We start from the raw sequence: 14638 nt of genomic DNA on the forward strand, positions 1-14638 counted from the left end.
GCAAACAGCTTTAACATAGAAAAAATGCTGGCATGGCAAATTTGAAACATGAGTTTGACATCATGGTGCTGGGCGCCGGCCTGGTCGGCGTCGCGGCGGCGGTAGCGCTCAAGCTGCAAGGGCATCGCGTGGCCCTGTTTGAGCGAGGCAAGGCCGGAGCCGAACCAGCCGGGACTGAGTTGGCCGAGTGGGACAGCCGGATTTATGCCGTGAGTCCGGGCAATGTCGCCTGGCTGGAGCGATTAGGCGTTTGGCAACTGCTGGATGCCGGCCGCTTTTGTGCGGTGGACAGCATGCAGATATGGGGCGACGACGGTGCAGCGCTGGAACTGGACGCCTATACCGCCGGCCTGGCGAACCTGAGCGTGATTGTCGAGGGCAACCGCCTGCAGCAGGCCTTGCTTGCCAGGCTTGGCGGCCTGGAGGTGCCGTTGATCGACGAGGCCGGCATCGAACAGGTTGCCTGGAATACGGATTATGTCGCGCTGCATGCAGCCAACGGCGAAACCTATACTGCCGCGTTGCTGGTCGGGGCCGACGGGTCTTCTTCCTGGCTGCGCGGACAGGCGGATATCACGGTGAAGCGGCATGATTATGCCCAGATGGGCGTCGTGGCGAATTTTGCATGCGAGCGGCCGCACCAGTCGCAAGCATGCCAATGGTTCCGCGGCAACGATGTACTCGCCTGGCTGCCGTTGCCGCAACAGCATATTTCCATCGTCTGGTCGGTGGATAATGCCAGGGCGCAGGCCTTGATGGCGCTGGATGCTGATACACTGGCGCAAGAGGTGGCCGCCGCCGGGCATCATCGCCTGGGGCAATTGACGTTGGTTACCCCGGCGCAGGCTTTCCCGCTGGCAATGCAGGAAACAAGCAGCCTGGTCAAGCCCGGCCTGGCTTTGGTGGGGGATGCGGCGCATCAGGTCCATCCATTGGCGGGGCAGGGAGTGAACCTGGGTTTCCGCGACTTGCAGGCGCTGGCCGAAGCGGTTTCAGGCAGGCGCCAGCCGGGTGACATATTTGCGCTACGCCGTTACGAGCGGGCACGCAAGGTCGATATGATGTCCATGCGCTTGTTGACGCATGGGCTGAGCAGTTTGTATGCACATCCCGCGCCCTGGCTCAGGATGTTGCGCAATGGGGGTATGCAATGCTTGAACCGCATGCCGGCGTTAAAAAAGCAATTGATGCAGCATGCGGTTATTTGATTTTGAATCACAGGGAAAGAATTTAGCTTATGTCTAAGAAGTGGATTGCAATATTGGCGGCCTCGTTCATCGCGGCGCATGCCTGGGCGGATGAAGCCAGCCTGAAGAAAACGATAGAGGCGACCTATCCCAAGGTCAAGATAGATAGCGTGGTGAAGACGCCTTATGCCGGTTTGTACGAGGTCTTCCTCGATGGCCAGATTATCTATACCGATGACAAGTTCAGCTTCCTAATCGCCGAGGGGCGGTTGGTCGAGCCCAAGACCAAGCGCGATATCACCGGCGAGCGCATGGATGAACTGACCAAGGTCGATTTTGCCTCCCTGCCGCTGGACCAGGCCGTCAAGGTGGTCAAGGGCAACGGCAGCCGCAAACTGGTGGTGTTTTCCGATCCTGATTGCCCTTACTGCAAGCGCCTCGAGCAAAAGGAACTCAGCAACATCAACGACGTGACGATCTATACCTTCTTGTTCCCGCTGGAGCAACTGCATCCCGATGCCGCCAACAAGTCGCGCGCCATCTGGTGCGCGCCAGACCGTGCCAAGGCGTGGAACGACTGGATATTGAATGGGCAATTGCCCAAGGCGCAAGGAACTTGCGATACCCCGATCGAAAAATTGGCGGAGCTGGGCCGCAAGATTAACGTGACCAGCACGCCCACCCTGATTTTTGCGGACGGCAAGCGCATGCTGGGCGCATATCCGGCCAAGGATATCGAGAAGGCCATGACCGCAGCAGCCTCCGGCGCTAAAAAGTAAAAGGCTTGTTTGCCCAATAAAAAAGGGAGCTTTTGCTCCCTTTTGGTTTTGTAGCGTTGCTTGGTGCCTGTTCACGATCTTTTCATGGGGTACGCATGGCTTCAAACATGCCTGCTCTGCGTTACAGGGCTCTTAGACCACCTGGCCCATCTTGAATATCGGCAGGTACATGGCGATGACCAAGCCGCCGATCAGGGTGCCGAGCACGACCATGATGATAGGCTCCATCAGGCTGGAGAGTGCTTCCACGGCGTCATCCACTTCCCCTTCGTAAAAGTCGGCCACCTTGCCCAGCATCGAGTCCAGGGCGCCGGATTCCTCGCCGATGGCCACCATTTGCAGCACCATGTTGGGGAACACCTCGGTGTTCTGCATCGCCACGGTCAGGCTGGCGCCTGTGCTGATCTCGCTTTGCACCTTCTTGGTGGCATCGTAATAAACCCGGTTGCCTGAAGCTCCTGCGACCGAGTCCAACGCCTCGACCAGCGGGACGCCGGCGGCGAACATGGTGGACAAGGTGCGTGAGAAGCGCGCGATCGTGGCCTTGCGGATCACCTCGCCGAAAATGGGCAGCTTGAGCAGCAGCCTGTCCATGCTCGACTGCATCTTCTCCGAACGCTTCCAGGTGTAGAAGAAGAACCAGAGCGCGCCGCCAATCGACCCGAAGATGGCCCACCAGTAATCGACGAAAAAGTCGGAGATCGCCATCACCATCACGGTGGGGGCGGGCAGGTCGGCGCCGAAACTGCTGAACAGCTCCTTGAACGCGGGAATCACGAAAATCATGATGACGGCGGTGATCACGAATGCCACCACGATGATGGAGACAGGGTAGAACAGCGCGGACTTGATCTTGCCCTTGATCGCGAGGATCTTTTCCTTGTAGGTGGCAAGCCGGTCCAGCAGCGAATCCAGGATGCCGGCCTGTTCGCCTGCCCCCACGAGGTTGCAGAACAGGTTGTCGAAATACAATGGGTATTTTCGGAACGCCTGGCTCAGGCTGCTGCCGGTTTCCACATCGGCCTTGATGTCGCCGAGCAGCTTGCTCACCGCGGGGTTGCTATGTCCTTTGCCGACGATATCGAACGCCTGCAGCAGTGGAACGCCGGCCTTCATCATGGTGGCGAGCTGGCGGGTGAACAAGGTCACGTCCTTGTCCGTAATCTTGCCGCCGGTCTTGAAACGCTGCTTGGTGACCTTGACGACGTTGACGCCCTGGCGGCGCAGCGTGGCCTTGACGAACGCCTCACCGCTGGCTTTCATCTCCCCCTTGACGCGCTTGCCTTTCCTGTCCGTACCCTCCCAGGCGTACGTGACTTCCTTGGTTTCCTTGGCAGCCATGGCTTCCTATATCGTTTTATTCGTTGGTGACAGCTTCAATTTCTTCCAGCGAGGTGAGGCCCTGCTTGACCTTGAGCAGGCCGGACTGCCGCAAGTCGCGCACACCTTCCCGCTGCGCCTGGTCTGCAATGTCGTGCGATGTGCCGTTTTTCATGATGATGCGGCTCATCTCCTCGGATACCGGCATCACCTGGTAAATCCCCACACGGCCCTTGTAGCCCTGGTTGCAATGTTCGCACCCCTCCGCATTGGCCGCATAAGGCTGCCAACTGCCGTCCAGGTCTTCTTCCTTGAAACCGATGTCCAGCAAGGTTTCACGCGGGATGTCGGCAGGTACCCTGCAATGCGGGCACAGTTTGCGCGCCAGGCGTTGCGCTGTTATTAACGACACGGCAGAGGCAATATTGAAGGGTGCGACGCCCATATTGACCAAACGGGTCAATGTAGAAGGGGCATCGTTGGTATGCAGGGTGGAAAGCACCATGTGCCCGGTGGACGCCGCCTTGATCGCCATGTCGGCGGTTTCCAGGTCGCGGATTTCCCCGATCATGATGATGTCAGGGTCCTGGCGCAGGAAGGATTTTAGGGCGGCTGCAAACGTGAGGCCCTGCTTGTCGTTGACGTTGACCTGGTTGATGCCGGCCAGCGGGATTTCCGCAGGGTCTTCCGCCGTGGAAATATTCACGCCGGGTTCGTTGAGGATGTTCAGGCAGGTATACAGCGAAACCGTTTTCCCCGACCCGGTCGGCCCGGTGACCAACACCAGGCCGTACGGCCGGGTAACCGCATGGAGCAAAGCCTCTTTTTGGTCGGGCTCGTAGCCGAGCGCATCAATTCCGAGTTGGGCGCTGCTGGGGTCGAGGATACGCATCACGATCTTTTCGCCATTGATCAACGGTAGCGTGCTGACGCGGAAATCGATGGCGCGGGTCTTGGATAGCACCAGTTTCATGCGGCCGTCCTGGGGGACGCGTTTTTCCGAGATGTCGAGGTTGGAGATCACCTTGATGCGCGACGCCAACTTCTCCTTGATTGCGAGCGGCGGCTGGGCAATCTCGCGCAGGATGCCGTCGACGCGGTAGCGGATGCGGTAGAACTTCTCATAGGGCTCGAAATGCAGGTCGGAAGCGCCCATGTTGATGGCATCGAGCAGGATTTTCTGGATGTACTTGACGACAGGAGCGTCTTCAATCTCTATCGATTGTTCCGGCTCGCTGTCCTTCTCCTCTGCTTCCAGGCCGAAATCGTCTTCGCTAATCAGCGACTGCATGGTGGTGTCGCTTGCTTCCACCAGCTTGTCTATCCATTTGCCCAGCTTGTCGTCTTCGACAATCACCGGCATCAAGGTCTTGCCGGTTTGGAACTGGACTTCGTCCAGCATATGCAGGTTGGTTGGGTCGGATAAGCCGACAAACATATTGTTGCCGCGGTTGTAGAGCGTGATGGCGCGGTAGCTTTGCATGAGCTGCGGACTGATGCCCTTGCCGGGCAGAAAGTCTGGGTTCAGCGTGTTGAGGTCCAGCAACGGATAGCCGAAAGCGAGGGAGCATGCCTGGGCGATTTGCAGTGCGGTGAACCTGCGGGATTGCAGCAGTTGGCTGATGAACGAATGTTGCTTGTTGTTGGCGGCGGTTTGGATGGTAATGGCTTCATCCTCGCTCAACAGTTTTTGATGAATCAACACACGAGCGAGTCCGCCCAGTTTGTTAGGTACGGTGACAGCAGCCATTGATCTTCAAGCCAATCTTTATCCTTGATTAACGCGGAGTCCCCAATGATGATGCATGCTGGCATTTTTTTTGTAAAGTGCTGGGGAGCTTTGTGCATGGTACGCTGAATATAACGGCATGGTTATGAGAAAAATAACAATTATCGTCTAAAAAGCGCTTGACTTATTCCAATAACCCACGTAAAAACGCAACAGGCGTTTGGAATTCGAGTGCATTGTAGCCGGCAACTACCGACTTTAATTCTTGAAGTACAAACTTTTGGGGTCGCCTCCCCTTAGATATATGCAAGGAAGTATTGAAATGGCAACAGGTACCGTAAAGTGGTTTAATGATTCCAAAGGTTTTGGTTTCATTACCCCGGACGATGGTGGCGACGATTTGTTCGCACACTTCTCCGCAATTGTAGAAGCTGGCTACAAGAGTCTGAAGGAAGGTCAACGCGTATCATTTGATGTTACCGAAGGCCCTAAGGGCAAGCAGGCTTCTAATATTCAGAAGGCTTAAGCTTGGCTCGCTGATGACTGTATAGTCTTCACGATAAAAGGCCGGAGAAATCCGGCCTTTTTTATTTTGCCAGCCCATCAGGGCTGGCATACGTCATCACATATGCTTGACGATTTCCGCACCGAATTCCGCACTGCCCACTTGCGTGGCGCCATCCATTTGCGATGAAAAATCATGAGTGACGCGTTTTGCCTGGATCGCCTTGGCAACACCGTTAATCACCAGGTCGGCGGCTTCGGTCCATCCCAGGTGGCGCAGCATCATTTCCGCCGACAAGATCAGCGAGCTGGGGTTGGCGATATCCTTGCCAGCGATCTTGGGAGCTGTGCCGTGGGTAGCCTCGAACATGGCAACTGTATCCGAGATATTGGCGCCAGGGGCAATCCCGATGCCGCCTACCTGGGCCGCGAGCGCATCTGAAATATAGTCGCCGTTCAGGTTCAGGGTGGCAACGACATCGTAGTCTGCAGGATGCAGCAGGATTTCCTGCAGGAACGCATCGGCGATGCAATCCTTGATGAGGATGCCGTTGGGCAGCTTGCACCATGGTCCGCCGTCGATCTCGACCGCGCCGAACTCTTCCTTGGCAACTTCGTAGCCCCAGTTCTTGAATCCGCCTTCGGTGAACTTCATGATGTTGCCCTTGTGGGCAATCGTCACGGACTTGCGGTTATTGTCGATGGCGTACTGGATCGCCTTACGCACCAGGCGCTTGCTGCCATCGATCGAAACCGGCTTGATGCCGATGGCGGAAGCTTCCGGGAAGCGGATCTTCTTGCGCACGCCCATGTCGCTGAGGAAGTCCACCACCTTTTTCACTTCGTCGGTGCCGGCAGCCCACTCGATACCGGCATAAATGTCTTCGGTATTCTCGCGGAAAATCACCATGTCGGTCTTTTCAGGATGCTTGACCGGGCTGGGCACGCCCTGGAAATACTGGATGGGGCGCAAACAGACGTACAGGTCCAGCTCTTGGCGCAAGGTCACGTTGAGCGAGCGGATGCCGCCGCCGACTGGCGTGGTCAAGGGGCCTTTGATGGAAATGACATAATCCTTGACGGCCTTGAGCGTTTCATCCGGCAACCAAGTGTTGTCGCCATAGGTCTTCACGGCTTTTTCGCCGGCATACACTTCCATCCAGGCGATGGCGCGCTTGCCGCCATAGGCCTTGGCGACGGCGCTGTCGACGACATGGCGCATGGGCGGGGTGATGTCGACGCCGATACCGTCGCCTTCGATAAATGGGATAATCGGGCGATCGGGAACATTGAGCGTGTTGTCCGCGTTAACGCTGATTTTCTCGCCGGTGGTGGGTACTTTGATTTTTGTAGACATTCAGAACTATCCTATTCAAACGCTAGAGATACGGGCGCAATCATTCCATGAGACCAAGATGCTGATTTTATTCAATAAGCCCTACGGTGTAATTTGCCAGTTCAGTCCCCATGAAAAGCACAAGACATTGAAGGATTATATTGCTGTGCCAGGGGTTTATGCCGCTGGGCGGCTTGATACCGACAGTGAAGGTCTGCTTATTCTAACCGATGATGGGCGACTTCAACATCGCATATCGCATCCCAGGCACAAAGAATTCAAAACTTACTGGGTGCAGGTCGAGGGCGATCCCACGGATGAGGCATTGGAGCCGCTGCGGCATGGGGTGGACCTGGGCGACTTCGTTACCCAGCCCGCGAAGGTCAGGCGGATAGAGGAGCCTGCCGGGTTGTGGCCAAGAAATCCGCCGATCCGGGAACGCAAGGCCATCCCGACCGCATGGCTGGAGATGATCATCAGCGAGGGCAAGAACCGCCAGGTGCGCCGGATGACTGCCAAGGCGGGGTTTCCCACATTGCGCCTGGTGCGCCATGCCGTTGGGCAGCATACGATAGACGGTATCGCGCCCGGGGAGTGGAGGCGGCTCTAGCCGGCCCAAATCATATGGCCGGATATGTTAAACTCCGGTTCTTATCCGTATACACCATAGTAGATACCATCCATGTCCGGCAATAGCATAGGCACCCTGTTTACCTTGACTTCTTTTGGCGAATCGCACGGCCCGGCCATTGGTGGTGTGATCGATGGCTGCCCGCCGGGGCTGGAGCTGTCGGCAGAGGACATCCAGCAGGAGCTGGATCGCCGCAAGCCGGGCACTTCGCGCCATGTCACCCAGCGCAAGGAGCCGGATACCGTCGAGATATTGTCCGGCGTCTTCGAGGGCAGGACGACTGGTACGCCGATCGGCTTGCTGATACGCAACCAGGACCAGCGTAGCCAGGATTACGGCAAGATCGCCGAGACTTTCCGTCCGGGGCATGCCGACTACACCTATTGGCAGAAGTACGGCATTCGCGACTATCGCGGCGGCGGCCGTTCCAGTGCGCGCGAGACGGCAGTGCGCGTCGCGGCAGGCGCGATCGCCAAGAAGTGGCTCAAGCAGCGCCATGGCGTCACTATCCGTGGCTATATGAGCCAGCTGGGGGAAATCCAGATTCCTTTCAGCTCATGGGATGCGGTGAACCAGAATGCCTTTTTTGCGCCGAACGAGTCCATCCTGCCAGAGCTAGAGGCCTATCTCGACCGCATCCGCAACGAGCGAGACTCCGTGGGGGCGAGGGTCACCGTGGTCGCCGAAGGCGTGCCGGTGGGTTGGGGCGAGCCGGTCTACGACCGCCTGGACGCGGACATTGCCCATGCCATGATGGGGATCAATGCCGCCAAGGGCGTGGAAATCGGCGACGGGTTCGCCAGTGTGGCCCAGCGCGGATCGGTGCATGGCGACGAGCTGACGCCACAGGGATTCGCCAGCAACCATGCTGGCGGCATACTCGGCGGCATCTCCAGCGGGCAGGACATCATCGCCCATGTCGCATTCAAGCCGACTTCCAGCATCCCGCAACTGCGCCATTCCATCGACAAGCAGGGAGCGGCGCTGGAAATGCAGACCACGGGCCGCCATGATCCTTGCGTGGGCGTGCGCGCCACGCCTATCGTGGAAGCCATGATGGCGCTGGTGCTGATGGACCACGCCTTGCGCCACCGCGCCCAGAATGCCGACGTCTCGGTGGATACCATCAAGCTCTGAGAGTCTTCACCACCATGCAGGCGGGCAGTGTATCGACGATGACCAAGCTGTCCATTTGTATTAAGCCAGCATGAAAATGCATGCTCCCTTGCCTTATTGGCGCTTGTCCGGCTTTTACTTTGCCTATTTCGGCTTCGTCGGCGCTTTTACCCCGTTCTGGACGTTGTATCTCAAGTCCCTGGCGTTCAGCGCCTTCCAGATCGCCATCCTGATGTCGCTTTTCCAGATTGCCCGCAGTTTCTCACCCAGCCTGTGGGGCTGGGTGGCAGACCATCGTGGGCATCGTGTCCCGATTATCCAATTCCTCGCGGGAGCCAGCCTGCTGGCTTATGTCGGCGTGTTTTTCGGCAACAGTTTTTACTGGCTGTTCGCCATCATGCTGACCTTGAGTTTTTTCTGGAGCGCTTCCTTGCCCTTGATCGAGGCGGTTACCTTGGGCCATCTTGGAGACAGGCTGGACCGCTATGGGCATATCCGCCTCTGGGGCTCGATAGGGTTCGTTGTCGCGGTCATTGGGCTGGGGTATGCCGTGCAATATTCGGGCATGATGGCGTTGCTGTGGGTGATCCTGATCTTGCTGGCTGCCGTATGGGGCTTGTCATGGCGCCTGGCGGATCCGCTGGTGGCGTTGCAGCATCATGGTAGCGATGGTTCCTGGTGGGCGATATTGCGCAGGCGCGAGGTCATTGCGCTGATGGCCGCCTGTTTCGCCATGTCAGCCGCGCATGGCGTCTACTACACTTTCTACTCGATTTACCTGGTGGACCACGGCTACAGCAAAGGGATTATCGGCTGGCTGTGGGGGCTGGGCGTGATGTGCGAAATCATGGTGTTCCTCTACATGCCCAGGTTGTTTGCCCTTTTCGGCTTGCGGCGCATCATGCTCGCCAGCCTGTTCCTGGCATTCGTGCGCTTCTTCGTGATCGGCTGGGCCGTGGATGTCTGGTGGCTGATCGTGCTTGCGCAGACATTGCACGCGGCGACATTCGGGTCTTACCATGCGGCGGCGGTTGCGCTGACGCACCGGTATTTCAAGGGTAAGCACCAATCCAAGGGGCAGGGCCTGTATACCAGCATTTCCTATGGCGTTGGCGGGACACTGGGCGCCGTGATCAGCGGCTTTGCCTGGGAAAGCATTGGCCCGAGCTGGACATTTACCGCATCCGCGCTATGCGCTATGCTCGGCTTTATCTTTTTCATGTTTATGATGCGGGAAGATTAAGAGCCGCTAACAAAACCCAGCGAAGTGATTCTGGCTAGGCGTTCTGCCGCAGACAGTACAACAAGTACGGCAAGGCTGGGCAACAACGCCAGAAGGGGTTTGTCAGCGGCTCTAAAAAGGGGAAACAATGCGGATATTGATGTGGGTGCTGCCATGGCTGTTGCCTTCGCTGGCATGGGCAGAAACCCAGGTGAACATCGTGGGGCTGTTCCAGGGCAAGGCGATCGTGGTCGTCAATGGCGGCAAGCCGCGCACCCTCTCGGCAGGGGAAGTGAGCCCTGAAGGCATCCGCCTGGTTTCCGCCAGCAGCGACAAGGCGGTGATCGAGGTGGACGGCTTCAAGCGGGAACTGGGCATGGGACAGGCGATCGCGCTGCCAAGCAAGGATGCCGCGGCAGGCGGCAGCGTGACATTGTATGCCGATTCGACCGGGCACCATTTCGTCGAAGGCCAGATCAATGGCGCGTCATTGCGCTTCCTGGTGGATACGGGCGCATCCGCCATCGTCATGAACAGCGGCGACGCCAAGTATGCCAAGATCGATTACAAGCGCGGCATTCCCGTATCCGTTCAGACGGCGAACGGCGTGGCCAATGCCTACAAGGTGGTGATCAATCACGTACGGCTCAACGGCCTGGTATTGAGCCAGGTGGACGGGCTGGTGATGGAGGGCGGCTCGCCCGCGGTCGTGCTGTTGGGCATGAGCGCGCTCAACCGCATGGAAATGAAGCGCGAAGGCATCGCGCTGACGCTGACCAAGAAATATTAAGCATCTGGATTCAGCAAATAAAAGCGGCAGCCTAGGCTGCCGTTTTTTGTGTCAGCACGAATGCGTTGCGCTTACTTGCGCTTGTCCTTTTCGATCAGGGCGTACGCGGAGTGGTTGTGGATGGATTCGAAGTTTTCCGATTCCACGGTGTAATTCACGACGCGTGCCTCGGCATTGAGCTGGGCCGCGACATCGCGCACGATATCCTCGACGAATTTCGGGTTGTCGTAGGCGCGCTCGGTGACGTACTTTTCGTCGGGGCGCTTGAGCAGGCCATACACTTCGCAGGAAGCCTGGTCTTCCACCAGGCGGATGATGTCTTCCACCCAGATGAAGTCGTTGATCAGGGCTGTCACGGTGACGTGCGAGCGCTGGTTGTGCGCGCCGTAGTCCGATATCTTCTTGGAGCATGGGCAGAGGCTGGTCACGGGCACGACGACCTTGACGGTGATGTCGTACTTGCCCTTGTTGATTTCGCCGATGAAAGTCACTTCATAGTCGGACAGGCTTTGCACGCCGGAAACCGGGGCGGCCTTGTTGACGAAATACGGGAAGGTCATCTCGACGTGGCCGGACTCGGCATCGAGGCGCTCCACCATCGCGCGCAGGATGCTTTCGAACGATTCCACCGATATTTCGCGCTCGTTGTTGTTGAGTATCTCAACGAAGCGCGACATGTGCGTGCCCTTGAAGTTGTGCGGCAGGAACACGTACATGTTGAAGTTCGCAACGGTATGCTGGACGCCGCCGGTCTTGTCCTTGACCTTGACCGGGTGGCGGATGGATTTGATCCCTACCTTGTCAATGGCGAGCTGCCGGGTGTCCGGGGTGTTCTGCACATCTTCAATCGGCGGAATAGAGGGTTGGTTCATGGGATTCCTGAAATGCTATAAGTGAATTCGGTAATAGTTGAGTATACTACTTGGTTAATCTTTTCTCAATTGCGGCAACGATGCCCGTGGCATTGAGACCGCATTCCGCCAGCATGGTTTCATGCACGCCATGCTCGATGAACGTATCGGGCAGGCCGAGGCAGAGCACAGGCGTGTGAATGCCCGATGCCTGCATGGATTCCATCACGGCGGCGCCCGCGCCTCCCATGATGGCGTTTTCCTCAACGGTGACGATGAGGTCATGGCTCTGTGCCAGCTGGCTGACCAGGCTTGTATCCAGCGGCTTGACGAAGCGCATGTTGGCCACGGTGGCATCCAGGGTTTCGGCAGCTTCCAGCGCTGGGCTCAGCATGCTGCCGAACGCGAGGATCGCCACACGGCTGCCCTGCCTGCGCAGCTCGCCCTTGCCGATCGGCAGCGACTGCATTTCACTGGCGATGGCTGCACCCGGGCCGCCGCCGCGCGGATAACGCACGGCGGATGGGCCGTTGTGCTGATAAGCCGTGTACAGCATTTGCCGGCATTCATTTTCGTCGCTTGGCGTCATGACGATAATATTGGGGATGCAGCGCAGGTAGCTGAGGTCGAAGCTGCCTGCATGTGTCGGACCGTCCGCACCCACCAGGCCGGCGCGGTCGATCGCGAACATCACCGGCAGGTTCTGCAAGGCGATATCGTGGATGAACTGGTCGTATGCGCGTTGCAGGAATGTGGAGTAGATCGCGACGACCGGCTTCAGGCCGTCGCATGCCATGCCGGCGGCGAAAGTGAGCGCATGCTGTTCGGCGATGCCGACGTCGTAGAAGCGGTCTGGGAATTGCTCGGCAAAGGCATTGAGGCCGGAGCCGTCGCACATGGCGGGGGTAATGCCGATCAGGCGCTCGTCCTGGGCGGCCATGTCCACCAGCCAGTCGCTGAACACTTGCGTATAGGTTTTCTTGCCTGCCTGGGCAATCGAGCAACCGTTGCTGGGGTCGAACTTGCCGACGCCGTGGAACTTGCCCGGGTTGTCCTCGGCAGGCTGGTAGCCGTGGCCTTTCTGCGTCGCGATATGCAGGAACTGCGGACCCTTGAGCTCGCGGATATTGCGCAATGTCGCGATCAATACATCGATGTCGTGGCCGTCGATCGGGCCGATGTAGTTGAAGCCGAACTCCTCAAATAGCGTGCCGGGAGTCACCATGCCCTTCACGTGCTCTTCCGCGCGCTTAGCGAATTCGCGTACCGGGGGCATGACGCCCAGCACCTTCTCGCCGGAGCGGCGCATCGAGGTATACAGCGGCCCTGACAGCAGTTTTGCCAGATAGTTGGTCAGCGCGCCGACATTGGGCGATATCGACATGTCGTTGTCATTGAGGATCACCAGGATGTTGGCATCCATGGCGCCCGCGTTATTGAGCGCCTCGAACGCCATGCCTGCGGTCATGGCGCCATCGCCGATCACGGCGATCGAATGACGATCGGAGCCGCTTTTTTGTGCCGCAATCGCCATGCCGAGCGCGGCGGAAATGGAGGTGCTGGAGTGCCCGGTGCCAAACGTGTCGTAAATGCTTTCGTCCCGGCGTGGAAATCCGGCAATGCCGCCAGGCCTGCGCAGGTTGCCCATCTCTTCCCGGCGGCCGGTGAGTATCTTGTGAGGGTAGGTTTGGTGCCCCACGTCCCAGACCAAGCGGTCTTCCGGCGTATTGAATACATAGTGCAAGGCGATGGTGAGTTCGACCACGCCCAGGTTGGAGGACAGGTGCCCGCCCGTTTGCGCGACGCTATTGACGAGAAAGCCGCGTAATTGCCTGGCAAGCTCATGCAGCTCCCTGCGGTCAAGCCTGCGCAGTTGCTCTGGTGAGTTGATGCGTTCTAGCAGTTCGTACATGGCTGGTCCGCTTAAAAGCTACGTTGAGTAATGAAGTGCGCCACCTGCTTCAGCTGGCTGGCGGCTTCGCCATAAGGCGCCAGCGGCGCGAGCGCGTCGTCCAGCAATTCCTGCGCCAAGCGCTTGGCGTGGTCTATGCCCAGGATCGTGACATAAGTCGGCTTGTCGCTTTCGGCGTCCTTGCCTGCCGTCTTGCCCAGAGTCTCGCTGTCGGCCTCTGCGTCGAGAATGTCGTCCACTACCTGGAAAGCGAGCCCGATGGCCTGGGCGTAATGGTCAATCGCATGCAATTGCGCCTGGTCCAGCTCATCGGCGCAGTGCGCGCCAAGCAGGGCTGCGGCGCGGATCAGGGCTCCGGTTTTGTGGATATGCATGTATTCCAGCTCGGATTGGTCGAGCGCCTTGCCTACGCTGGCAAGGTCGATCGCCTGCCCGCCCGCCATGCCGCGCGAACCGCTGGCGATAGCCAGCAGGTTGACCATTTCCAGTTGCCTGCCTGGGTCGGTGCATAAGCCCGGCGTCGCCAGGGATTGGAACGCCAGGGTTTGCAAGGCGTCGCCAACCAACAGCGCTGTGGCGTCGTCGTATTGCTTGTGACAGGATGGCTTGCCGCGGCGCAAGTCGTCGTCGTCCATGCATGGCATGTCATCGTGCACGAGGGAATAGGCGTGGATCAATTCCACCGCAGCGGCTGCAATATCCACTTTCGCAGGGTTGGCGCCGCAGAGTTCGCCTGCCGCATGCGCGAGCAATGCGCGCACGCGCTTGCCGCCGCCCAATACGGCATAGCGCATGGCTTCATGCAGGCGGTTGGGGGAAATGTGCGATGCTGGAAGCAAGCTGTCCAGCGTGTGTTCCATACGTTGTTGGGTATGGTGGGCCCAGCTTTGGAAATCGGTCATTTAGCGTCGTTGTACGGTTGTAGCTGATTGGATTCGGTGAGGATGCGCACTTGCTGCTCAATGTCAGCCAGTGATTTCTGGCAGTGCTGCAACAGCTCCGAGCCGCGTTTGTAGGCGGCCAGGGATTGCTCAAGCGGCAGTTGGCCGGACTCGATCTGCCCGACCAGGCCCTCCAGCTCGGTCATGGCGGTTTCGAAGCTCAGGGCTTCAAATATGCTGGCTTGCGGATCGTCAGCTTTGGTTTTTTTACTCATGAAACAACCGGTGCAGGAGCATGTGGCACAACTCCATCAAGCTGTGCTTGCTCATTGCATTATTGTGAAAATAATGCGCCATTTTACGCCGAACTGCTTCTGTAA

At 58.2% G+C, this 14638-nt stretch carries 14 protein-coding genes; 7 read left to right on the top strand and 7 right to left on the bottom strand.

Annotated features, from left to right (window positions below; all coding sequences use genetic code 11):
- The first annotated feature begins 32 nt into the window (after window positions 1–32).
- Window positions 33–1208 (top strand): FAD-dependent monooxygenase, encoded by a 1176-nt coding sequence (locus ACKF11_RS12415; RefSeq protein WP_407997289.1) that lies wholly within the window; start codon window positions 33–35, stop codon window positions 1206–1208.
- Window positions 1209–1237: 29 nt separating this feature from the next.
- Complete coding sequence (locus ACKF11_RS12420) at window positions 1238–1966, top strand: DsbC family protein (protein ID WP_407992988.1); 729 nt, start codon at window positions 1238–1240, stop codon at window positions 1964–1966.
- 132 nt (window positions 1967–2098) lie between these two features.
- On the opposite strand, the gene ACKF11_RS12425 is transcribed toward ACKF11_RS12420, so the two are convergent.
- Window positions 2099–3307 (bottom strand): type II secretion system F family protein, encoded by a 1209-nt coding sequence (locus ACKF11_RS12425; RefSeq protein WP_407992987.1) that lies wholly within the window; start codon window positions 3305–3307, stop codon window positions 2099–2101.
- Window positions 3308–3323: 16 nt separating this feature from the next.
- Window positions 3324–5036: a type IV-A pilus assembly ATPase PilB gene (gene pilB, locus ACKF11_RS12430; RefSeq protein ID WP_407997290.1), complete on the bottom strand. Its 1713-nt coding sequence runs from the start codon at window positions 5034–5036 to the stop codon at window positions 3324–3326.
- Window positions 5037–5337: 301 nt separating this feature from the next.
- Between pilB and ACKF11_RS12435 the strand changes: the two genes are divergently transcribed.
- On the top strand, window positions 5338–5541 hold the full coding sequence (locus ACKF11_RS12435; RefSeq protein ID WP_011480361.1) for a cold-shock protein: 204 nt from the start codon (window positions 5338–5340) through the stop codon (window positions 5539–5541).
- Window positions 5542–5637: 96 nt separating this feature from the next.
- Here the strand turns inward: ACKF11_RS12435 and icd are convergent, their stop codons facing one another.
- Window positions 5638–6876, bottom strand: a complete 1239-nt coding sequence (icd, locus tag ACKF11_RS12440; protein WP_309566350.1) for an NADP-dependent isocitrate dehydrogenase — start codon at window positions 6874–6876, stop codon at window positions 5638–5640.
- A 58-nt stretch (window positions 6877–6934) separates the two neighbouring features.
- On the opposite strand from icd, the gene ACKF11_RS12445 reads away from it, so the two are divergent.
- From ACKF11_RS12445 to ACKF11_RS12460, 4 genes are all read left to right on the top strand, one after another.
- The gene (locus ACKF11_RS12445) at window positions 6935–7465 is read left to right on the top strand and encodes an rRNA large subunit pseudouridine synthase E (RefSeq protein WP_309566351.1); all 531 of its coding nucleotides are present in this window, start codon (window positions 6935–6937) and stop codon (window positions 7463–7465) included.
- A gap of 72 nt (window positions 7466–7537) precedes the next feature.
- Entirely contained in the window at window positions 7538–8623 is a 1086-nt protein-coding gene (aroC, locus tag ACKF11_RS12450) for a chorismate synthase (protein ID WP_407997291.1), read from the top strand.
- Window positions 8624–8699: 76 nt separating this feature from the next.
- Complete coding sequence (locus ACKF11_RS12455) at window positions 8700–9845, top strand: MFS transporter (RefSeq protein WP_407997331.1); 1146 nt, start codon at window positions 8700–8702, stop codon at window positions 9843–9845.
- 127 nt (window positions 9846–9972) lie between these two features.
- Complete coding sequence (locus ACKF11_RS12460) at window positions 9973–10614, top strand: retropepsin-like aspartic protease family protein (RefSeq protein ID WP_407992983.1); 642 nt, start codon at window positions 9973–9975, stop codon at window positions 10612–10614.
- Between the two features lie 71 nt (window positions 10615–10685).
- Here the strand turns inward: ACKF11_RS12460 and folE2 are convergent, their stop codons facing one another.
- From folE2 to xseB, 4 genes are read right to left on the bottom strand one after another with little or no spacing between them, the layout of a single operon-like run.
- Complete coding sequence (gene folE2, locus ACKF11_RS12465; protein WP_309566354.1) at window positions 10686–11486, bottom strand: GTP cyclohydrolase FolE2; 801 nt, start codon at window positions 11484–11486, stop codon at window positions 10686–10688.
- A 46-nt stretch (window positions 11487–11532) separates the two neighbouring features.
- On the bottom strand, window positions 11533–13377 hold the full coding sequence (dxs, locus tag ACKF11_RS12470) for a 1-deoxy-D-xylulose-5-phosphate synthase (protein ID WP_407992982.1): 1845 nt from the start codon (window positions 13375–13377) through the stop codon (window positions 11533–11535).
- An 11-nt stretch (window positions 13378–13388) separates the two neighbouring features.
- Window positions 13389–14279 carry a polyprenyl synthetase family protein gene (locus ACKF11_RS12475; RefSeq protein ID WP_407997292.1) on the bottom strand — a complete coding sequence of 297 codons (891 nt, stop codon included), beginning with the start codon at window positions 14277–14279 and terminating at the stop codon, window positions 13389–13391.
- Window positions 14276–14533, bottom strand: coding sequence for an exodeoxyribonuclease VII small subunit (xseB, locus tag ACKF11_RS12480; protein ID WP_309566357.1), 258 nt, complete (start codon window positions 14531–14533; stop codon window positions 14276–14278). The genes ACKF11_RS12475 and xseB overlap by 4 nt, the downstream gene beginning before the upstream one ends.
- Window positions 14534–14638 lie beyond the last annotated feature (105 nt).

Source organism: Methylobacillus draconifructus, from assembly GCF_045984385.1.
Classification (GTDB): domain Bacteria; phylum Pseudomonadota; class Gammaproteobacteria; order Burkholderiales; family Methylophilaceae; genus Methylobacillus; species Methylobacillus flagellatus_A.